The 19,446-nt window shown below is 64.3% G+C and carries 17 protein-coding genes; 10 read left to right on the top strand and 7 right to left on the bottom strand.

The features are described from left to right. Nucleotides 1-25 precede the first annotated feature (25 nt). Nucleotides 26-292 carry a 30S ribosomal protein S20 gene (gene rpsT, locus ACL58G_RS27360; RefSeq protein ID WP_036237481.1) on the top strand — a complete coding sequence of 89 codons (267 nt, stop codon included), beginning with the start codon at nucleotides 26-28 and terminating at the stop codon, nucleotides 290-292. A gap of 269 nt (nucleotides 293-561) precedes the next feature. Here the strand turns inward: rpsT and ACL58G_RS27355 are convergent, their stop codons facing one another. Both ACL58G_RS27355 and ACL58G_RS27350 read right to left on the bottom strand, forming a co-directional pair. After that, the gene (locus ACL58G_RS27355) at nucleotides 562-774 is read right to left on the bottom strand and encodes a hypothetical protein (protein WP_440963780.1); all 213 of its coding nucleotides are present in this window, start codon (nucleotides 772-774) and stop codon (nucleotides 562-564) included. 134 nt (nucleotides 775-908) lie between these two features. Then, a complete protein-coding gene (locus ACL58G_RS27350) occupies nucleotides 909-1,475 on the bottom strand; it encodes a pseudouridine synthase (RefSeq protein WP_413387409.1) in 567 nt (188 codons plus the stop codon). Nucleotides 1,476-1,648: 173 nt separating this feature from the next. On the opposite strand from ACL58G_RS27350, the gene icd reads away from it, so the two are divergent. Continuing rightward, nucleotides 1,649-2,902 (top strand): NADP-dependent isocitrate dehydrogenase, encoded by a 1,254-nt coding sequence (gene icd / locus ACL58G_RS27345; RefSeq protein ID WP_413389074.1) that lies wholly within the window; start codon nucleotides 1,649-1,651, stop codon nucleotides 2,900-2,902. 134 nt (nucleotides 2,903-3,036) lie between these two features. Here the strand turns inward: icd and cspE are convergent, their stop codons facing one another. Then, a complete protein-coding gene (gene cspE / locus ACL58G_RS27340) occupies nucleotides 3,037-3,240 on the bottom strand; it encodes a transcription antiterminator/RNA stability regulator CspE (protein ID WP_036165387.1) in 204 nt (67 codons plus the stop codon). 326 nt (nucleotides 3,241-3,566) lie between these two features. Between cspE and clpS the strand changes: the two genes are divergently transcribed. The 4 genes from clpS to ACL58G_RS27320 all read left to right on the top strand — a co-directional run bounded on the left by clpS (nucleotide 3,567) and on the right by ACL58G_RS27320 (nucleotide 9,374). After that, nucleotides 3,567-3,869, top strand: coding sequence for an ATP-dependent Clp protease adapter ClpS (clpS, locus tag ACL58G_RS27335; protein WP_027864722.1), 303 nt, complete (start codon nucleotides 3,567-3,569; stop codon nucleotides 3,867-3,869). Continuing rightward, nucleotides 3,866-6,166 (top strand): ATP-dependent Clp protease ATP-binding subunit ClpA, encoded by a 2,301-nt coding sequence (gene clpA / locus ACL58G_RS27330; RefSeq protein WP_056127106.1) that lies wholly within the window; start codon nucleotides 3,866-3,868, stop codon nucleotides 6,164-6,166. Before clpS ends, clpA begins: the two co-directional genes overlap by 4 nt. 114 nt (nucleotides 6,167-6,280) lie before the next feature. Beyond that, nucleotides 6,281-7,606 (top strand): IS4 family transposase, encoded by a 1,326-nt coding sequence (locus ACL58G_RS27325; protein WP_440963779.1) that lies wholly within the window; start codon nucleotides 6,281-6,283, stop codon nucleotides 7,604-7,606. Between the two features lie 142 nt (nucleotides 7,607-7,748). Then, nucleotides 7,749-9,374 (top strand): methyl-accepting chemotaxis protein, encoded by a 1,626-nt coding sequence (locus ACL58G_RS27320; protein ID WP_440963778.1) that lies wholly within the window; start codon nucleotides 7,749-7,751, stop codon nucleotides 9,372-9,374. 60 nt (nucleotides 9,375-9,434) lie between these two features. Here the strand turns inward: ACL58G_RS27320 and ACL58G_RS27315 are convergent, their stop codons facing one another. The 3 genes from ACL58G_RS27315 to prpR all read right to left on the bottom strand — a co-directional run bounded on the left by ACL58G_RS27315 (nucleotide 9,435) and on the right by prpR (nucleotide 13,765). Then, nucleotides 9,435-10,619: a trans-sulfuration enzyme family protein gene (locus ACL58G_RS27315; protein WP_440963777.1), complete on the bottom strand. Its 1,185-nt coding sequence runs from the start codon at nucleotides 10,617-10,619 to the stop codon at nucleotides 9,435-9,437. After that, nucleotides 10,616-11,992, bottom strand: coding sequence for a pyridoxal-phosphate dependent enzyme (locus tag ACL58G_RS27310; protein WP_440963776.1), 1,377 nt, complete (start codon nucleotides 11,990-11,992; stop codon nucleotides 10,616-10,618). The genes ACL58G_RS27315 and ACL58G_RS27310 overlap by 4 nt, the downstream gene beginning before the upstream one ends. A 150-nt stretch (nucleotides 11,993-12,142) precedes the next feature. Next, entirely contained in the window at nucleotides 12,143-13,765 is a 1,623-nt protein-coding gene (gene prpR, locus ACL58G_RS27305) for a propionate catabolism operon regulatory protein PrpR (RefSeq protein WP_440963775.1), read from the bottom strand. A gap of 168 nt (nucleotides 13,766-13,933) precedes the next feature. On the opposite strand from prpR, the gene ACL58G_RS27300 reads away from it, so the two are divergent. Together ACL58G_RS27300 and ACL58G_RS27295 are read left to right on the top strand one after the other, a co-directional pair. After that, a complete protein-coding gene (locus ACL58G_RS27300) occupies nucleotides 13,934-14,263 on the top strand; it encodes a DUF485 domain-containing protein (RefSeq protein WP_440963774.1) in 330 nt (109 codons plus the stop codon). Then, a complete protein-coding gene (locus ACL58G_RS27295) occupies nucleotides 14,260-15,927 on the top strand; it encodes a cation acetate symporter (RefSeq protein WP_413340669.1) in 1,668 nt (555 codons plus the stop codon). Before ACL58G_RS27300 ends, ACL58G_RS27295 begins: the two co-directional genes overlap by 4 nt. A gap of 51 nt (nucleotides 15,928-15,978) precedes the next feature. Here the strand turns inward: ACL58G_RS27295 and ACL58G_RS27290 are convergent, their stop codons facing one another. After that, on the bottom strand, nucleotides 15,979-17,097 hold the full coding sequence (locus ACL58G_RS27290) for an alpha/beta hydrolase (RefSeq protein ID WP_440963773.1): 1,119 nt from the start codon (nucleotides 17,095-17,097) through the stop codon (nucleotides 15,979-15,981). 205 nt (nucleotides 17,098-17,302) lie between these two features. Here ACL58G_RS27290 and prpB point away from each other — a divergent pair, with 205 nt between their 5' ends. Further along, nucleotides 17,303-18,208, top strand: coding sequence for a methylisocitrate lyase (prpB, locus tag ACL58G_RS27285; RefSeq protein WP_413387415.1), 906 nt, complete (start codon nucleotides 17,303-17,305; stop codon nucleotides 18,206-18,208). Nucleotides 18,209-18,213: 5 nt separating this feature from the next. Then, nucleotides 18,214-19,365, top strand: coding sequence for a bifunctional 2-methylcitrate synthase/citrate synthase (gene prpC / locus ACL58G_RS27280; RefSeq protein WP_440968139.1), 1,152 nt, complete (start codon nucleotides 18,214-18,216; stop codon nucleotides 19,363-19,365). Nucleotides 19,366-19,446: the final 81 nt, after the last annotated feature.

Raw genomic sequence — 19,446 nt, 5'->3', positions numbered from 1 at the left:
AACTTGACCCCGATTAGGAAATTCCATGGCAAATACCGCACAGGCGCGCAAACGCGCTCGTCAAGCAGTCAAGCAAAACGCACACAACTCGGCTCAGCGCTCGACCCTGCGTACCGCAATCAAGGCCGTCAAAAAGGCCATCCAGGCTGGCGACAAGGCCGCTGCTTCGCAAATCTTCCAGCAGTCCGTGTCGACCATCGACAGCATCGCTGACAAGAAAATCATCCACAAGAACAAGGCCGCTCGCCACAAGAGCCGCCTGGCTGCCGCCATCAAGGCCCTGTCGGCTTAATACACCCGACAGCAACGCCCGCGCGGCCCCGGCTGCGCATGGAGTTATTGAGTCCGGGGGACTCAATAACGACGACCCGCCCCGACGCAAGTCCGGCGGGTTTTTTGTTGCCCGAATTCTCTGTTGACTAAAGGCTGTTGCCAAAAACCGGGCTCTGACCCCGGTCTTTGGCAACAAAAAAGGCAGCCCGGGTTGGCTGCCTTTTGGCAGCCCGGGTTGGCTGCCTTTTGGCAGCCCGCAGGCTGCCTGGGTGAGCGTCGAGCGCTCGCTTACTTGGCTGCCGATTCGGCCGGAGCGGCTGCGTCGGCTGCGGCGGCCTTCTTGGCCTTCTTGTGGTGCTTCTTCACTTTTTTCGCGGGTGCGGCGGGCTGCTCGGCGGTGGCCGATGCGGCCGGGGCGGCTGCGGCTGCGGCCGGGGCCTGGGCGGCGAAAGCGGAAACGGCGAACAGGGAAGCAACCAGGCCAGCGATCAGTTTGGACATTTCGGGTTCCTTTAAAGAAGAAGGTGATCCACAACGGTGAATCTGTCCCCTTAACGGTGCCTAGGAATTGCCGGTTGACAGTTTTCTGCCCATCCTACATTAACGTTTGGAAAGGTTGATCTGCCTCAAGCGTGTCACCGCTTCCCGCCCACGGCAGCGGCCGGCACTTCCATCCACTCGCCCGGCAGCAGCGGATGCGTCGCCAGCGAAAACGGCCCGATGCTCGAGCGCACGAGGCGCAACGTGGGCAGGCCGACGGCGGCCGTCATCCGGCGCACCTGGCGGTTTTTCCCCTCTTCGAGCGTGATCGCGATCCAGCTGGTCGGCTTGTCCTGGCGCACGCGGATGGGCGGGTTGCGCGGCCACAGCCACTCCGGCTCCGCGATCAGCGCGGCGCGGCACGGCTTCGTGATGAAGTCGCCCAGGTCGATCGGCGCCTGCAGGCGGTCGAGGGTGGCGCGGTCGGCGATCCCCTCCAGTTGTACTAGATAAGTCTTCGCTTCCTTGTGGTCCGGATGGGCGATCTGGTGCTGCAGGCGACCGTCGTCGGTCAGCAGCATCAGGCCTTCGCTGTCGGCGTCGAGCCGGCCGGCGGGATAAATGTTCGGGATGTCGAGGTAGTCGGCGAGGGTTTCGCGCTCGTCCTCGCGCGAGAACTGGCACAGCACCTGGAAGGGTTTATTGAACAGGATGAGGGACATGAAGGATGGATTTTGGAGCAAAATAGCGAGCCTCTGGCCCGTCGCGATCAATACTGGTGCATAATGTTGTGCCAGTGTTGCGTCTTAGACAAGACGACGGCCAGCCCACTATTCTAATGGAGATCGCAGACCTGGCGGTCCGCCGCCGCCGCGTGCCCACTTCGGAGAACATGATGTATCAACATATCAAAGTACCTACCGATGGTCAAAAGATTACCGTCAACGCGGACTTCTCGCTGAACGTCCCCGACCAGCCGGTCATTCCCTATATCGAAGGCGATGGCACCGGCGTCGACATCACCCCGGTGATGCTGAAGGTCGTCGACGCGGCCGTCGCGAAGGCATACGGCGGCCAGCGCAGGATCGCGTGGATGGAAGTGTTTGCCGGCGAGAAGTCGACGCAGGTGTATGGCCCGGACGTCTGGCTGCCGACCGAAACGCTGGACTGCGTGCGCGAGTATGTCGTGTCGATCAAGGGCCCGCTGACGACGCCGGTCGGCGGCGGCATCCGCTCGCTGAACGTGGCGCTGCGCCAGGAACTCGACCTGTACGTCTGCCTGCGCCCCGTGCGCTATTTCACCGGCGTACCGTCGCCGCTGCGCGAGCCCCACAAGACGGACATGGTGATCTTCCGCGAAAACTCGGAAGACATCTATGCCGGCATCGAATGGGCGGCCGAGTCGCCTGAAGGGAAAAAGGTCATTGAGTTCCTGACCCGCGAGATGGGCGTGCGCAAGATCCGCTTCCCGGAGACCTCCGCGATCGGCATCAAGCCGGTGTCGCGCGAGGGTACCGAACGCCTCGTGCGCAAGGCGCTCCAGTACGCGATCGACAACGACAAGCCGTCCGTCACTATTGTCCACAAGGGCAATATCATGAAGTACACGGAGGGCGGCTTCCGCGACTGGGGCTATGCGCTGGCGCAACGCGAATTCGGTGCCGAGCTGATCGACGGCGGCCCGTGGTGCAAGTTCAAGAACCCGCGCACGGGCAAGGACATCGTCGTCAAGGATTCGATCGCGGATGCGTTCTTGCAGCAGATCCTGCTGCGTCCGGCCGAGTACAGCGTGATCGCCACCCTGAACCTGAACGGCGACTATGTGTCGGACGCGCTGGCGGCCCAGGTCGGCGGCATCGGCATCGCGCCGGGCGCGAACATGTCCGACTCCGTCGCGATGTTCGAAGCGACGCACGGCACGGCGCCCAAGTATGCGGGCAAGGATTACGTGAACCCGGGGTCGCTGATCCTGTCGGCCGAGATGATGCTGCGCCACATGGGCTGGACGGAAGCGGCCGACCTCATCATCAGCTCGATGGCGAAGGCGATCGCGTCCAAGCGCGTTACCTACGACTTCGCGCGCCTGATGGAAGGCGCGACCCAGGTGTCGTGCTCGGGCTTCGGCGACGTGATGATCGAGAATATGTAAACGCGGTCTTATTGACGCAGATCAAGCCCCGTATTTGTACGGGGCTTTTTTGTTTCCAGGAGAGGGATGATGCGTGGCGGCGGGACCATAAAAAAAACCCCGCCGAAGCGGGGTTCTTTGCTTCCGGAGGGTGCTTACGCGCCGACGATGTTAGAAGCTTGCTTGCCTTTCGGGCCTTGCGTGACTTCGAATTGGACTTTTTGACCTTCTTTGAGGGTCTTAAAACCGTTCATATTGATCGCGGAGAAGTGCGCGAACAAATCTTCGCCGCCGTCATCAGGGGTGATGAAGCCAAAACCTTTGGAATCATTGAACCACTTAACAGTACCTGTTGCCATAAAATAACCTTCGATTAAAAACAAATCACACGAGCCATAAAAGCAAGAAGCTTCTTGCCCCCTCCTCAGCCTGCTCACTTCTTATCAACAAGTACATAAGTACATGTCAATAACTGCATTGTTGGCGCAAGAATCCTGTAAGTCAAGCGGTTTTGAACACGCGTTGTAAAAATTAACATAGTGGCTGAAAATCAACCTCTTGATTTTGGCAATGGAACCGCCATCTGCACTCCAACTGGAAAACGCGTAAGATGGAAAGCAAATGGGATTACCCTGAGCGTTAGTTTCCGCACACACGAAGATCGAAAGCAATTTAGAATACCCCTATGGCAACCAAGCACGATACCGAACAGCTGCTGGAGCGGCAGACAGTCAAGCCACCTCCCTTGTATCAGGTGGCGTTGCTCAATGACGACTACACGCCGATGGAGTTCGTGGTCGCCATCATCCAGGAGTACTTCAACAAGGATCGCGAGACGGCGACGCAGATCATGCTTTCTGTACACCGCCATGGTAAAGGGGTGTGCGGCGTGTTTTCCAAAGATATAGCGTGTACCAAAGTGGAGTTTGTATTAACGCATGCGCGCAAGGCAGGCCATCCCCTGCAGTGCGTGATGGAGGAAGTATGATTGCGCAGGAATTGGAAGTATCTCTACACATGGCCTTTGTCGAAGCGCGGCAGGCTCGGCACGAGTTCATCACGGTCGAACACCTGCTGCTGGCGCTGCTCGACAACCCGTCGGCCGCTGAAGTCCTGCGTGCGTGCGCGGTCAATATCGAAGACCTGCGTAAGACCTTGACGAATTTCATCGGCGATAACACTCCGACCGTGCCGGGTACCGGCGAAGTCGACACCCAACCGACGCTGGGCTTCCAGCGCGTGATCCAGCGCGCGATCATGCACGTCCAGTCGGCGTCGAACGGCAAGAAGGAAGTCACCGGCGCGAACGTGCTCGTGGCGATCTTCGGCGAGAAGGACTCGCATGCCGTTTACTACCTGCACCAGCAGGGCGTGACCCGTCTCGACGTGGTCAATTTCATCTCGCACGGCGTGCGCAAGGACCAGCAGATCGATAGCCAGAAGGCGTCGGAAGGCGTGGAAGAAGCGCAGGTCGAAGGCCAGGCCAAGGAAAGCCCGCTGGATCAGTTCACCACGAACCTGAACAAGGCTGCCGCCGATGGCCGCATCGATCCGCTGATCGGGCGCGAAGAGGAAGTGGATCGCGTGATCCAGATCCTGTGCCGCCGCCGCAAGAACAATCCGCTGCTCGTGGGCGAGGCCGGCGTCGGCAAGACCGCGATCGCCGAAGGCCTGGCATGGCGCATCGTCCAGGAAGACGTGCCCGAGATCCTGCAGAATGCCGTCGTGTATTCGCTGGACATGGGCGCACTGCTGGCCGGCACCAAGTACCGCGGCGACTTCGAGCAGCGCCTGAAGGCGGTGTTGAAGCAGCTCAAGGACACGCCGAACGGCATCCTGTTCATCGACGAGATCCACACGATCATCGGCGCCGGTTCCGCATCGGGCGGCACGCTCGACGCATCGAACCTGCTCAAGCCGGCCCTCGCGAACGGCCAGCTGAAGTGCATCGGCGCGACCACGTTCACGGAATTCCGCGGCGTGTTCGAGAAGGATCACGCGCTGTCCCGCCGCTTCCAGAAAGTGGACGTGAACGAGCCGTCGGTCGAGCAGACCGTGCAGATCCTGCGCGGCCTCAAGTCGCGCTTCGAAGAGCACCACGGCGTGAAGTATTCGGCGTCGGCGCTGTCGACCGCGGCCGAGCTCGCTGCTCGCTTCATCAACGACCGTCACCTGCCGGACAAGGCGATCGACGTGATCGACGAAGCGGGTGCGGCTCAGCGCGTGCTGCCGAAGTCGAAGCAGAAGAAGACCATCGGCAAGACCGAGATCGAGGACATCATCGCGAAGATCGCGCGGATTCCTCCGCAGACCGTCAACCAGGACGACCGCAGCAAGCTGCAGACCATCGACCGCGACCTGCGCAACGTCGTGTTCGGGCAAGACCCGGCCATCGAAGCGTTGTCGGCCGCGATCAAGATGGCCCGCGCCGGCCTCGGCAAGCAGGACAAGCCGATCGGTTCGTTCCTGTTCTCCGGTCCGACCGGCGTCGGCAAGACGGAAGTCGCGAAGCAGCTGGCGTTCATCCTCGGCATCGAGCTGGTGCGTTTCGACATGTCCGAGTACATGGAGCGCCACGCCGTGTCGCGCCTGATCGGTGCGCCGCCGGGCTACGTCGGCTTCGACCAGGGGGGCCTGCTGACCGAGGCCATCACCAAGAAGCCGCATGCGGTGCTGCTGCTGGACGAAATCGAGAAGGCCCATCCGGACATCTTCAACATCCTGCTGCAGGTGATGGACCATGGCACCTTGACCGACAACAACGGCCGCAAGGCGGACTTCCGCAACGTGATCATCATCATGACCACGAATGCAGGTGCGGAAAGCCTGACCAAGCGTTCGGTGGGCTTCGTGGATTCGAAGGCGCAGGGCGACGAGATGGCCGACATCAAGCGCATGTTCACGCCCGAGTTCCGCAACCGCCTGGATGCGATCATCAGCTTCCGCGCGCTGGACGAGGACATCATCCTGCGCGTCGTGGACAAGTTCCTGATGCAGCTGGAAGAGCAGCTGCACGAGAAGAAGGTGGAAGCCGTCTTCACCGAGAAACTGCGCAAGTTCCTCGCGAAGAAAGGTTTCGACCCGCTGATGGGTGCCCGTCCGATGTCGCGCCTGATCCAGGACATGATCCGCAAGGCGCTGGCCGACGAACTGCTGTTCGGCCGTCTCGTGAACGGTGGCCGTGTCACGGTCGACCTGAACGAGAAGGACGACGTGTTCCTCGAGTTCCCGGAAGGCGACGTCCCGCCGCCGCCGGAGCCCGTCGAGACCGTCGAGATCGAATAAACGATCGCTCTGACGAAAAGCCCGCCTCGTGCGGTAATGCCGTTCAGTTAAGACTGAACGGCATTTTTATTTAATCGTTGTAAACGCCGGGCATCGCTGTTAACCTTCGTCGCCATGTTCGACGACACTCTGCATTTTCTGGCAAATCATCTTGAGGCTCCCGACTGGGCAAGGTTGGGGGAGCATTTGCCATACGAATGGATCGAGCAGGCCGTCATGAGCACGGAAGCGACGAGTATCCGGCATCGTCGCCTGCCTGCCGAGCAGGTTGTATGGCTGATGGTGGCACTGGCTTTGTATCGGCACAAATCGATCAGCGAAGTGCTGGATGATCTTGGTTTGGCGCTACCGGACGCGCAGACGCCGTTCGTCAGCAAAAGCGCTGCGGCCCAAGCGCGCCAGCGCGTCGGACCTGAGCCCTTGAAGTGGCTATTCGAGCGCTCGGCAAGGCATTGGGTGACGCAGGACAGGATGGCTTACCTGTTCAAAGGACTGCAGCTGTTCGCCATGGACGGGACGACCTTGCGCACGCACGACACTGCGGAAAATCGCAACCACTTTGGCGCCCAGAGCTACGCCAGCGATACGGTCGCCAGCTATCCGCAAGTGCGCGGTGTCACCCTCACGTCGCTGCCCACGCACCTGGTGCATAGTGCCGCGTTCGGCCCATACTCGACCAATGAAATGCTGTACGCAAAGCAGCTTATCGAGGCTATTCCGGATGAATCGCTGACGGTCTTCGATCGAGGCTTTCTCTCGGCCGAAATCTTGTGCGGCCTGACAGGCAGCGGCGCCGAACGGCACTACATCATTCCAGCCAAATCGAACACCAAGTGGGAAGCGCTCGAAGCCGAAAGCGACGATATGTTGGTGCGCATGCGTGTGTCGCCCCAGGCCAGGGCCAAGTGCGCAGAATTGCCCGAGTTCTGGGAAGCGCGCGCGATCACCGTCGTCGACGCACAGGCCCGCAAACGCATCCTGCTGACCTCGCTGCGCGACCGTCGTCGCTACAAGCCAAGCGATATCGCCGCCTGTTACGACAAGCGCTGGGGGATTGAAACGAGCTACCGGGAGCTCAAGCAAACGATGCTCGGCACGGCACTGACGCTGCGCTCGAAAACAACGGATGGCGTATATCAGGAAATCTGGGGAACGCTTATTGCCTACAACCTGATCCGGCTCGAGATCGCCAAGGCTGCGCTGGCGGTGAAGTGCGAGCCGACCGAGGTCAGCTTCATCCGGGCATTCCACCTGATCCAATTCGAACTACACTGGGCCGGCGTCACGAGATCGTATGGAAAATTGCCCGCGTCGATGAGACACTTGCGGGAAAGGCTGGTTAGCCTCCTGAAAGACGAACGGCCCGGCCGCAAATGCGACCGGGCCGTCAAGGCAACGCCAAAGCGTTATGCCGTCCGGAAGGTCAAGAAGCTAGCTTAACTGAACGGCATTACGCCTCGTGCGGGCTTTTTTTTCGTCATGCCCATGTCACAAAAGAATGCATGGGTGTCACACATCGTCATTTTGTTGTCATACGGCATTTGTATCATCGGTCGCATCCCTCCCTTCCGGACATAACCCCATGCGACTCGCCCAGCTCTCCACCGGCACCAAGATCATCGGCGCCTTTGCCGTGGTGTCCCTCGCCATCGTCATCATTTCCATCGTCGCGCTGTGGCGCATGCATGCGGCCGACGCCATCACGAACGACCTCGTCAATAACAAGCTCGCCCGCCAACAGCTGACGGCCGAGCTGCTGGGCGTCACGCGCCTGAACGGCGTGCGCGCCGTGGCCATCGCCCGCAGCGACAGCCTGGAGGCGGGCGACTACTTCCAGGCCATGCTCCAGCAGGGCGAAAAGAACGCGGCCGCGCTCGAGGCGAAGCTGGGCGCGCTGCCGGCCGTACCGGACGAGCGCGCCCTGATCGACGCCGTTGCACAGCGCAAGGCTGCCTACGTGAGCGTCCGCAAGCAGGTGTTCCAGGCGAAGGACTTCGGCAAGACGCAGGAGGTCGAGCAACTGGCGTCCGGCGAGCTGACCACGACCTTCGACGCTTACACGCAAGCCCTCGACGCGCTGCTCGCATGGCAGACCCGCGCAGCGCACGCGCTGGCGGCCACGTCCGCACAGGCATTCGCCCTCAGCCGCGTCCTGCTGCCCGCATTCGGCCTGGCCGCGTTGCTGGTCGGCTGCGCCGCCGGCTGGCTGCTCACGCGCAGCATCGTGACGCCGCTGCAGGATGCCGTCGTGCTGGCCGAGCGCGTCGCGACGGGCGACCTGTCCGCCACCATCGAGCATGCGCGCGGCGACGAGATCGGGCGCCTGTTCGATGCGCTGAACCACATGACGGACGGCGTGTCGGCCACCGTCGTGAAAGTGCTGGACAGCGCCCGCATGATCGACGGCGCGTCGGCCGAGATCGCGGCCGGCAACAGCGACCTGTCGCACCGCACGGAAGCGCAGGCGCGCAGCCTGCATGCGACCGTGCAGGCGATGGCCGACCTGACCGAGGCCGTCGAACAGAACCACGTGAATGCCCACGATGCGAACGAGCTCGCGCTGGCCGCGTCCGGCGTCGCGAAGGACGGTGCCGGCGCGGTCGGGCAGATGGTCGAGCGCATGGAGACGATCCGCCAGTCAGCCGCCCGCATCGGCGACATCACGGCGATGATCGACGGGATCGCGTTCCAGACGAATATCCTCGCGCTGAACGCGGCCGTCGAAGCGGCGCGTGCGGGCGAGCAGGGCCGCGGTTTTGCGGTCGTCGCGGGAGAAGTCCGTAACCTGGCCCAGCATTCCGCGGCGGCGGCGAAAGAAATCAAGCACCTGATCGGCGAGTCGACGCTCGCCATCGCGTCCGGGGCCGGCATCGCCAGCGCGGCGGGCGACACGATGCGCGAGATCCTCGACCGCGTGCAGCAGGTGGCCGATCTGCTGCATGCGATCGACGGCGCCAGCGCCGAGCAGGCGGCCGGCATCGCGCGCGTGCGCGGCGTCATCGCCGAGATGGACGAGGCGACGCAGCAGAATGCGGCGATGGTCGAGCAGGCCGCGGCCGCGGCGGCCACGATGCGGGCGCAGGCGGAGGAGTTGACGGACGTGGTGTCGACGTTCCGGGTGCGCGGCAATGAGGTGTCGCGCCACGTGCCCGTCGAGCAGGGCGAGGATGAGTGGGGCCTTGCGCTGCCGGCACCGGCATATGCCTGAATAGCCGGCGGCCTCTACATGCCTCGTCCCTGCGCGGGGACGACGCATGTAGTGCGCGTCTTAAATCGCCGCCAGCGCCCGCGCCAGGTCCGCCCGCTGGTCCTCCACGTGCTCGATGCCGACCGACAGCCGGATCAACCCGTCGCCGATCCCCAACCTGGCCCGCTGATCCGCCGGAATGGTCGCATGCGTCATGATGGCCGGATGCTCGATCAGGCTCTCGACGCCGCCCAGGCTCTCGGCCAGCGTGAAGATCTCGCACTGCTCCAGGAAGCGGCGCGCGCCGGCGATGTCCGTGTCGAGGTCGATGGAGATGATGCCGCCGTAGCCGTGCATCTGGCGCCGCGCCAGTCCATGCTGCGGGTGCGACGTCAGGCCAGGATAGTAGACGTGGCGCACCCTGGCTTGGCCCTGCAGCCACTGCGCCAGGTCGAGCGCGTTGCTGTTGCTGCGTTCCACGCGCAAGGCCAGCGTCTTGATGCCGCGAAGGACGAGAAAACTGTCGAACGGGCCCTGGATCGCACCGACGGCATTCTGGATGAAGCCGAGGCGCTCGCGCCATGCCTGCTGGTGCGCATGGCCGCCCACGACGGCAATGCCGCCGATGACGTCCGAGTGGCCGTTCATGTACTTCGTCGTCGAGTGCACGACGATGTCGATGCCAAGTTCCAGCGGGCGCTGGTTGATGGGGCTCGCGAACGTGTTGTCGCACACCGTCATCACGCCGCGCTCGCGGCACAGTTGCGCGATCGCGTGTAGATCGGCGAGCTTGAGCATCGGGTTCGTCGGCGTCTCGACCCACACCATCTTCGTTTCCGGGCGCAGCGCGTTCGCGAGCGCGAGCGGGTCCGTCAGGTCGACGTACGTGAACTCGTGGCCGGCGCTCGCGCGGCGCACGCGCTCGAACAGCCGGTAGGTGCCGCCATACATGTCGTCGCCGGCCACGATGTGCGAGCCGGCCGGCAGCAGTTCGAGCACGGCCGCGATGGCCGCGAGGCCGGACGCGAACGCGTAGGCGGCGCCGCCGCTTTCGATGTCGGCCACGCAGCGCTCCAGCGCCCAGCGCGTCGGGTTGTGCGAGCGGCCGTAGTCCAGGCCCTTGTGCACGCCCGGGCTTTCCTGGGCAAAGGTCGACGTCGCGTAAATGGGCGGCATCACGGCGCCCGTCGTGGGGTCGGGCGCCTGGCCGCCGTGGATGACGCGCGTGGCGATGTGGCGCTGATGGGTATCGTTTGAATGGCTCACGTGAGAGTCCTGCGCAGATGGTTGAGAAGGTCGAAGCGGGTGATCAGCCCGTAGAACCGGTCGCCGTCGACGATGACGGCCGTCAGGCCGCGGTCGAGGATGTCGCGCAGCTGTTGCATGCCGGCGCTTGGGGCCAGCGTTTGCAGGTCGGACGTCATCGTGCCGGAGACCGGCGCCTTGAAGTGTTCCCTGTCGCTCGTCACGTGCAGCAGCAGGTCGGATTCGTCGATCAGGCCCACGAGCTTGCCCTTGTCGACGACGGGCATCTGCGCGAGGTCGGCGCTGCGCATGCGGTTGAAGGCGGTGAGCAGGGTGTCGGTCGGGGACACGGTGATGACTTCGCCGTCGTCGAAGCGGCGGCCGATCAGGTCGCGCAGGTCGCCCATGCGGGGGCGGTGCAGCAGGCCCTGGTCGACCATCCAGCCGTCGCTGTACACCTTGGTCAGATAGCGCGTGCCCGTGTCGCAGACGAAGGTCACGACGCGCTTGGGCGTCGTCTGCGCGCGGCAGTAACGCAGCGCGGCCGCGAGCAGGGTGCCCGTCGACGAACCGGCCAGGATGCCTTCCTGGCGCAGCAGTTCGCGCGCCGTGTTGAAGCTCTCCTCGTCGCTGATGGAGTAGGCCGTCTTCACGCGCGACATGTCGGCGATGGACGGGATGAAGTCTTCGCCGATGCCCTCGACGGCCCAGGAGCCGGAGACGTCGCTGACCTTGCCGGTCTTGATGTAGTCGGCCAGGATCGAGCCCTGCGGATCGGCCAGCACGAATTCCAGGTCCGGCTGCACGCGCGCGAAAAAGCGCGACAGGCCCGTCAACGTGCCGGACGAACCGACGCCCACGACGATCGCATCCAGCTCGTGGCGCATCTGGTCCCAGATCTCGGGTGCCGTGGTGGTTTCGTGCGCGGTCGGGTTGGCGGGATTGTTGAACTGGTCGGCGAACCAGGCGCCGGGGATCTCGCGCGCGAGCCGCGCCGCGTAATCCTGGTAGTACTCGGGGTGACCCTTGCCGACGTCGGAGCGCGTCAGGTGGATCTCGGCGCCGAGCGCTTTCAGGTGCAGGATCTTTTCGGACGCCATCTTGTCGGGCACGACGAGCACGACGCGGTAGCCCTTGATCCGGGCGACGAGCGCGAGGCCGAGGCCCGTGTTGCCGGCCGTGGCCTCGACGACGGTGCCGCCGGGCCGCAGGCGGCCGTCGCGTTCCGCCGCCTCGATCATGGCGCGGCCGACGCGGTCCTTGATGGAGCCGCCGGGGTTCTGGGATTCGAGCTTGAGGAACAGGCGGCAGGGACCCGTGTCCATGCGGGTGACTTCCACCATGGGGGTGTTGCCGATCAGCGAAAACAGTGCAGCTTGCGACAAGTCTTGCATATTGCCTCCGTGCGGACGGGCGGTGCGCCGCTTCATGGGCGACGCGTGCAAAAGCTGGCACCGATCGGGCGCCAGGCCGTATTAAAAAAATAATACTACGGCTTTCGATTGGCGTGTGCGTTGGGGCGCATTAAGGCGGCCCCAGGCTGATTAGCTGCCGGCTTTTAACCTGCGCCACAAGGTGGTCCGGCTGATGCCCAGGTGGCGCGCGGCCGCGTCGCGCTGGCCGTTGAAGCGCGCCAGGACGTCGGCCACGGTTTCCTGCGCCGGGGCTGCGGACGCCGGCGCGGCATTGGCCGCCAGGCCAGGGCCGGCGCCCAGCTCGGGCGCCACCGACAATAAAAATGCGGGCGTCAGCGCCTGCAGCGGCTCGGCGGCGAGGAACAGCGCCAGGCGTTCCATCAGGTTGCGCAGTTCGCGCACGTTGCCCGGCCAGGCGTACGCCTGCAACAGCGGTGCGCACGCCGCGATCTCGGCCGCCAGGTTCGGATGCGGCCGGGCGCTCAGCGCGGCGAGGGCGTTCTTCAGTGCCCACTCGGCCAGTTGCGCGACGTCCTCGGGGCGGGCGCGCAGCGGGGGCAGGGCAAGGCGCAGCACGGCCAGCCGATAGAACAGGTCGGCGCGGAAGCGCCCCTCGCGCACGCGCGCCTCCAGGTCGCAATGGGTCGCACTGATCACGCGCACGTCGATGGGCACGGGCCGCGTGCCGCCCACGCGCATCACTTCGCGCTCCTCGAGCACGCGCAGCAATCGGGTCTGCAGCGCGAGCGGCATTTCGCCGATCTCGTCGAGGAACAGGGTGCCGCCGTCCGCCGCCTCGAACAGCCCCGCGTGGCCGCCGCGGCGCGCGCCCGTGAACGCGCCTTCCTCGTGGCCGAACAGTTCCGATTCCAGCAGCGACTCGGCGATCGCGCCGCAGTTGACGGCGATGAACGGCCGGTTCGCGCCGCGCCGCGGGCTTTCGCGGTGGATGGCCTGGGCGACGAGTTCCTTGCCGCTTCCCGTCTCGCCCTGGATCAGCACCGTCGCCGGCGAGCGCGCGTACAGCACGACGGTCTGGCGCAGCCGTTCCATCGCGGAGGAGTCGCCGCGCAGGTCGGCGAGGCCGCGGCGCGCGCGCCGGCTGTCGGTGGCGGCCACGCGCCGTCCGCGTCCGCTTTCGAGCCGGGTCAGGCGCGCCATCTCGAGGGCGTCGTCGAACGCGCGCCGGATCGATTCGAGCGAGTACACGAACACGGGCTTGAGGCCCGCTTCCTCGGCCAGGTCGGTGATCAGGCCGGCGCCCACGATCACCTCGACCCCGGCCGACTTCAGCTCGGCGATGCTGGCGCGCGCGTCGTCCTCCGTGACGTACGTGCGCTGTTCGACGGCGAGGCCGAACGTGGCCGCGAACTCGGCCAGTTCCGCCACGGGACGCTGGTAGTGGACGAGGCCGATGCGCGCCGACATGCGGCGTGCGCGGGACAGGGCCTGCATGACGTCGAAGCCGCTCGCCGTCGCGACGACGACCGGCACCGACACGCGTCCTTTCAGGTAGGCGGCATTGGAGCCGGCCGCGATGACGACGTCGCAGTGTTCCGTCGCCATGCGTTCGCGGATGTGGCGCGCGGCCTCGTCGAAGCCCAGGTGCAGCGGTTCGATCTGGGCCAGGTGGTCGTATTCGGGCGTGATGTGGCGGAACAGGTCGGACAGGCGCGACACGGAGACCGTCCAGATGACGGGCTTGCCGGGGCCCTGGTCCGGCGCGGGCGCGGGACGGGTCGGGTAACTCATGTTGCAAGTGTACATGAATGTGCAACGCATGTTTCAACGCGGTTTCACGCTGAAACGGTTGGGCGCAAACATTTCGGCGAGCCGTAAGAATCGGGTAAGGCGGCCCACTTAGGATCGATACCAGCCCGTCAACCTGAGCGGCGCATTACTAGAAGATTGGAGACAAAAGTGGAAGATGACATCGTCCAGCGGGTCAAAGCAGACCCGAATTACCAAAAGCTCGTCAAATCGCGCTCCAGCTACGGCTGGTTGCTGACCTGGGCCGTGATGATCGTGTATTACGGCTTCACGCTGCTGAACGCGTTCGACAAGGAGTTCATGGCCTCGAAGATCGGCGCCGGCGTCATGTCCTGGGGCGTGCCGCTGGGTCTGTTCGTGATCCTGTTCACCGTCGCGGTCACCGGCGTCTACGTGCGCCGCGCCAACAGCGAATTCGACGCGCTGACCGACGCCATCCAGCGTAACGCCGCTTCGGGCAAGGAAAAGGTGCGCGCATGAAGAACACGACCCTCATGAAGAGCGCCGCCGCCGCGGCGCTGCTGGCCGCCACCGGCGCCGTCATCGCCGCGCCCGACCTGGGCCAGGCACAGAAACAGCCCACCAACTGGACCGCGATCATCATGTTCGTCGGGTTCGTGATCTTCACCCTGTTCATCACGAAGTGGGCCGCCAAGCGCACCCGTTCCGCCTCCGACTTCTACACGGCCGGCGGCGGCATCACCGGCTTCCAGAACGGCCTGGCGATCGCCGGCGACTACATGTCGGCCGCATCGTTCCTCGGCATTTCCGCCGCCGTGTTCGCGAACGGCTTCGACGGCCTGATCTATGCGATCGGCTTCCTCGTCGGCTGGCCCGTCATCACGTTCCTGATGGCCGAGCGCCTGCGCAACCTGGGCCGCTTCACGTTCGCCGACGTGGCCGCCTACCGCTTCGCGCAGAAGCCGGTCCGCATGTTCGCGGCCTCGGGCACGCTCGTCACCGTGCTGTTCTACCTGATCGCGCAGATGGTCGGTGCCGGCCAGCTGATCAAGCTGCTGTTCGGCCTGGATTACTGGATCGCCGTCGTGATCGTGGGCGCGCTGATGATGGTCTACGTGCTGTTCGGCGGCATGACCGCGACGACCTGGGTGCAGATCATCAAGGCCGTGATGCTGCTGGGCGGCGCCACGTTCATGGCGTTCTCCGTGCTGGCCCTGTACAACTTCAGCCCGGAAGCGCTGTTCGCCAAGGCCGTCGAAGTGCACAGCAAGAAGGATGCGATCATGGGCCCGGGCGGCTTCATCAAGGATCCGATCTCCGGCATCTCGTTCGGCATGGCGCTGATGTTCGGTACGGCCGGCCTGCCGCACATCCTGATGCGTTTCTTCACCGTTCCGAGCGCCAAGGAGGCACGTAAATCGGTGCTGTGGGCCACCACCTGGATCGGCTACTTCTACATCCTGACCTTCATCATCGGCTTCGGCGCGATCGTGCTGGTCGGTACGAACCCGGCGTTCAAGGACGCTGCCGGCAAGCTGCTGGGCGGTAACAACATGGCGGCCGTGCACCTTGCCAACGCCGTTGGCGGCGACGTGTTCCTCGGCTTCATCTCGGCCGTCGCGTTCGCAACGATCCTGGCCGTCGTGGCCGGCCTGACGCTGTCCGGCGCCTCGGCCGTGTCGCACGACCTGTACGCCACCGTGGTCAAGAAGGGCCAGCCGGCCCCGGGCAGCGAACTGCGCGTGTCGCGGATCACGACGGTCTTCCTGGGCATTGCCGCGGTGCTGCTGGGTATCGTGTTCGAGAAGATCAACGTGGCCTTCATGGTCTCGCTGGCCTTCGCGATCGCGGCCTCGGCCAACTTCCCGGTGCTGTTCATGTCCGTCCTGTGGAGCAAGTGCACCACCCGCGGCGCGACCGTGGGCGGCTTCCTGGGCCTGGCTACCGCCGTCATCCTGACGCTGCTGTCGAAGTCCGTGTGGGTCGACGTCTTCCACAATACGCACGAGATCTTCCCGTACACGTCGCCGGCACTGTTCTCGATGACCGTCGGCTTCGTCGGCGTGTGGCTGTTCTCGGTCACCGACAAGAGCCAGCGTGCCGCCATCGACAAAGCTGGTTTCGAAGCGCAGGAAGTGCGTTCGGAAACCGGTATCGGTGCCTCCACCGCATCGGCACACTGATCGAACCCCGATCCATGCAACCCGCACGCGCCCGCGTGCGGGTTGTTGCGTTTACGGCGCCACGTCGCCGGCCTTTTCCGCGAACGGTCGCGCATACTTCACGAGCGACACGAGTGTCTTGCCCGGCTCCTCGTTGAAGATCTCGTGCGCCGAATCCTCGAACCACACGAGCTGCTTGGCCGGCGCCTTCACCTTTTCGAACCATTCCGCCGTGGCCGATGCCGATACGTTGTAGTCGTGGCGGCCGTTGAAGATGACGATGGGGCAGTCGAACTTCGTGTAGACGCTGAAGTCCTGCGCGAGCACGTCCGTCAGCATGCGGCTGGACGAGAATTCCGTGCCGTCCCACATGGTCTTCAGGTCCGCATCCGTGTATTCCGGCGCCAGCTTCGCGGCCGCGGATTCGGCGTCGGACCCGTTCCGGCCGTACACGGCGCCGCCGTAGCGGGCGAGCCATTTGCGCTGCAGGTACAGATCCTTCAGCACGAGCGGCTTGCCTGGCGCGGCGTACGGCGAGATCGATTCCAGTTCGCGGATCGCCTGCCGGTTGCCCTCGCGCTTCGCCGCATCCATCGTGTACTGCCAGCCGCGGCGTTCGCTCTCCATGCCGTCCGTGATCTGGCCGATGCCGATATACGCGTGCAGCCAGTCCGGATGGCGCTGCGCCAGCTGGATGCCCAGCGACGAGCCCCACGAATGGCCCAGCACGAAGATGCGGTCCTTGCCGAATTCCTTGCGCAGCCAGGCCACCATCTCCTCGGCGTCCGCCAGCATTTGCGCGCGCGTCATCGTGGGCGCGACCTTCGCCGGATCGTTGGCGGCATACGTCTTGCCGGCGCCGCGCTGGTCCCACTGCACGACCGTGAAGTATTCTTCCCAGCCGCGCTGGAAGTACCAGCTGGTCGGCATCGCGACGAAGCCCGGGCCGCCGTGCAGGAACAGCAGCACCGGATTGCGCCGGTCCGTGCCGCGCACGCTGATCCACTGATCGATGCCGCCGATGCGCACGGCCCGCGTCTGCTCGATGCCTTGCGGGGTGACGATGCGGCGCATGTCGGCGATGATCTTCACGGCGTCGGCGCGGCTGTCCGGGCCGGCGCCATGGGCGAGCGTGGTGATGGACAGGCCGGCCAGCAGCGCGGCGCACAGCCTGGATGAGCGTTCGAACATGGTTGTCCTTGTCGTTGTGGATAGGGTCGCGCGCAGTCTGTTCAATTTTCTTCGGCGTGTCAACGATGTTTCATTCTGAAACGCCGTGAAACATGAACTGGCGGGACGGCGTGCCCAAGTCCTTGAATATCCTGGAAATCGCCGTTGGCACGGTCCTTGCAAACCCATGGACCACCATCACAGACCGCATCACGAAAGGGTAGACATGAGCCAACAATCCGCCGGCGCCAAATTCCGCCAGGCCGTCCAGGAAGAACATCCGCTGCAGGTCATCGGCGCCATCAACGCCAATCACGCGCTGCTGGCCAGGCGGGCCGGCTACCGCGCGATCTACCTGTCGGGCGGCGGTGTCGCGGCCGGATCGCTGGGCCTGCCGGACCTCGGCATCTCCGGTCTCGAAGACGTGCTGATCGACGTGCGCCGCATCACCGACGTGTGCGACCTGCCGCTGCTCGTCGACATCGACACGGGCTTCGGCGCGTCCGCCTTCAACGTCGCCAGGAGTGTACGCTCGCTGATCAAGGCCGGCGCGGGCGCCTGCCACATCGAGGACCAGGTCGGCGCCAAGCGCTGCGGCCACCGTCCGGGCAAGGAGATCGTCAGCCAGGGCGAGATGGTCGACCGCGTGAAGGCCGCCGTCGACGCGCGCACGGACGACAACTTCGTCATCATGGCGCGCACGGACGCGCTGGCCGTCGAGGGCCTGGATAAAGCCGTCGAGCGCGCGGTCGCGTGCGTGGAGGCGGGCGCCGACATGATCTTCCCGGAAGCCATCACGAGCCTGGAGATGTACGCGCAATTCAAGCAGGCGGTCAAGGTGCCGATCCTTGCGAACATCACGGAATTCGGTTCGACGCCGCTGTTCAGCGTGGACGAGCTGCGCGGCGCCGATGTCGACATCGTGCTGTACCCGCTGTCCGCGTTCCGCGCGATGAACAAGGCCGCGGAAAACGTCTACGAAGCCATCCGCCGCGACGGCACGCAGAAGAACGTCGTCGACACCATGCAGACCCGCGCCGAACTGTACGAGCGCATCGATTACCACAGCTACGAACAGAAGCTCGACGCGCTGTTCGCACAAAATAAAACGACACAGGAGACGAAGAAATGACTGACATGAAGACCGATACGCCCACCTTCAAACCGAAGAAATCCGTCGCGCTGTCCGGCGTCGCCGCCGGCAATACCGCGCTGTGCTCCGTCGGCCGCTCCGGCAACGACCTGCACTACCGCGGCTACGACATCCTGGACGTGGCGGGCAACAGCGAATTCGAGGAAATCGCCTACCTGCTCGTGCACGGCAAGCTGCCGAACGAGGCGGAACTGCGCGGCTACAAGGCCAAGCTGAAATCGCTGCGCGGCCTGCCGCATGCCGTGAAGGCCGCGCTGGAGGCGCTGCCGGCCGGCGCGCATCCGATGGACGTGATGCGCACGGGCGCGTCGGTGCTGGGCTGCGTGCTGCCGGAAAAGGACGACCACAACAGCGCTGGCGCGCGCGACATCGCCGACCGCCTGATGGCGTCGTTCGGCTCGATGCTGCTGTACTGGTACCACTACAGCCATAACGGCAAGCGCATCGACGTGGAGACCGATGACGATTCGATCGGCGGCCACTTCCTGCACCTGCTGCACGGCTTCAAGCCGTCCGACGAGTGGGTCAAGGCGATGCACACTTCCTTGATCCTGTATGCGGAACACGAGTTCAACGCGTCGACGTTCACCGGCCGCGTCATCGCCGGCACCGGTTCCGACATCTATTCCGCGATCACGGGCGCGATCGGCGCGCTGCGCGGTCCGAAGCACGGCGGCGCCAACGAAGTCGCGCTCGACATCCAGAAGCGCTACGAGAACGCGGACGAGGCGGAAGCGGACATCCGCAACCGCGTGGCGAACAAGGAAGTCGTCATCGGCTTCGGCCACCCGGTCTATACGATCTCCGACCCGCGCAACAAGGTGATCAAGGAAGTGGCGCGCACGCTGTCGCAAAGCGCCGGCTCGATGAAGATGTTCGACATCGCCGAGCGCCTCGAAACCGTTATGTGGGAAGTGAAAAAGATGTTCCCGAACCTCGACTGGTTCTCGGCCGTCTCGTACCACATGATGGGCGTGCCGACCGCGATGTTCACGCCGCTGTTCGTCATCTCGCGCACGTCCGGCTGGTCCGCGCACATCATCGAGCAGCGCATCGACAACAAGATCATCCGCCCGAGCGCGAACTATGTCGGGCCGGAAGACCTGACCTTCGTGCCGCTGGCCGAACGCAAGTAAACATACCTGCGGCCCTAAAGCCGTCGTTCCCGCGCAGGCGGGAACCCAATCACGTCGCGTACCGGCCGACTGAAATTGGAT

The organism is Massilia sp. GER05, from assembly GCF_052056005.1.
GTDB classification, from domain to species: Bacteria; Pseudomonadota; Gammaproteobacteria; order Burkholderiales; family Burkholderiaceae_D; genus Telluria; species Telluria orientalis.
The sequence above is the reverse complement of the archived record's forward strand: the minus strand, read 5'-3'. Positions and strand labels throughout refer to the sequence as shown.

Bases quoted from the DNA above. Each gene is read 5' to 3' on its own strand.
- clpA (WP_056127106.1), top strand. From the start codon at position 3,866: ATGATTGCGCAGGAATTGGAAGTATCTCTACACATGGCCTTTGTCGAA.
- ACL58G_RS27355 (WP_440963780.1), bottom strand. From the start codon at position 774: ATGTCCAAACTGATCGCTGGCCTGGTTGCTTCCCTGTTCGCCGTTTCC.
- ACL58G_RS27310 (WP_440963776.1), bottom strand. From the start codon at position 11,992: ATGCAAGACTTGTCGCAAGCTGCACTGTTTTCGCTGATCGGCAACACC.
- cspE (WP_036165387.1), bottom strand. From the start codon at position 3,240: ATGGCAACAGGTACTGTTAAGTGGTTCAATGATTCCAAAGGTTTTGGC.
- ACL58G_RS27325 (WP_440963779.1), top strand. From the start codon at position 6,281: ATGTTCGACGACACTCTGCATTTTCTGGCAAATCATCTTGAGGCTCCC.
- ACL58G_RS27290 (WP_440963773.1), bottom strand. From the start codon at position 17,097: ATGTTCGAACGCTCATCCAGGCTGTGCGCCGCGCTGCTGGCCGGCCTG.
- prpR (WP_440963775.1), bottom strand. From the start codon at position 13,765: ATGAGTTACCCGACCCGTCCCGCGCCCGCGCCGGACCAGGGCCCCGGC.
- ACL58G_RS27350 (WP_413387409.1), bottom strand. From the start codon at position 1,475: ATGTCCCTCATCCTGTTCAATAAACCCTTCCAGGTGCTGTGCCAGTTC.
- prpC (WP_440968139.1), top strand. From the start codon at position 18,214: ATGAAGACCGATACGCCCACCTTCAAACCGAAGAAATCCGTCGCGCTG.
- prpB (WP_413387415.1), top strand. From the start codon at position 17,303: ATGAGCCAACAATCCGCCGGCGCCAAATTCCGCCAGGCCGTCCAGGAA.
- ACL58G_RS27295 (WP_413340669.1), top strand. From the start codon at position 14,260: ATGAAGAACACGACCCTCATGAAGAGCGCCGCCGCCGCGGCGCTGCTG.
- ACL58G_RS27320 (WP_440963778.1), top strand. From the start codon at position 7,749: ATGCGACTCGCCCAGCTCTCCACCGGCACCAAGATCATCGGCGCCTTT.
- icd (WP_413389074.1), top strand. From the start codon at position 1,649: ATGTATCAACATATCAAAGTACCTACCGATGGTCAAAAGATTACCGTC.
- clpS (WP_027864722.1), top strand. From the start codon at position 3,567: ATGGCAACCAAGCACGATACCGAACAGCTGCTGGAGCGGCAGACAGTC.
- rpsT (WP_036237481.1), top strand. From the start codon at position 26: ATGGCAAATACCGCACAGGCGCGCAAACGCGCTCGTCAAGCAGTCAAG.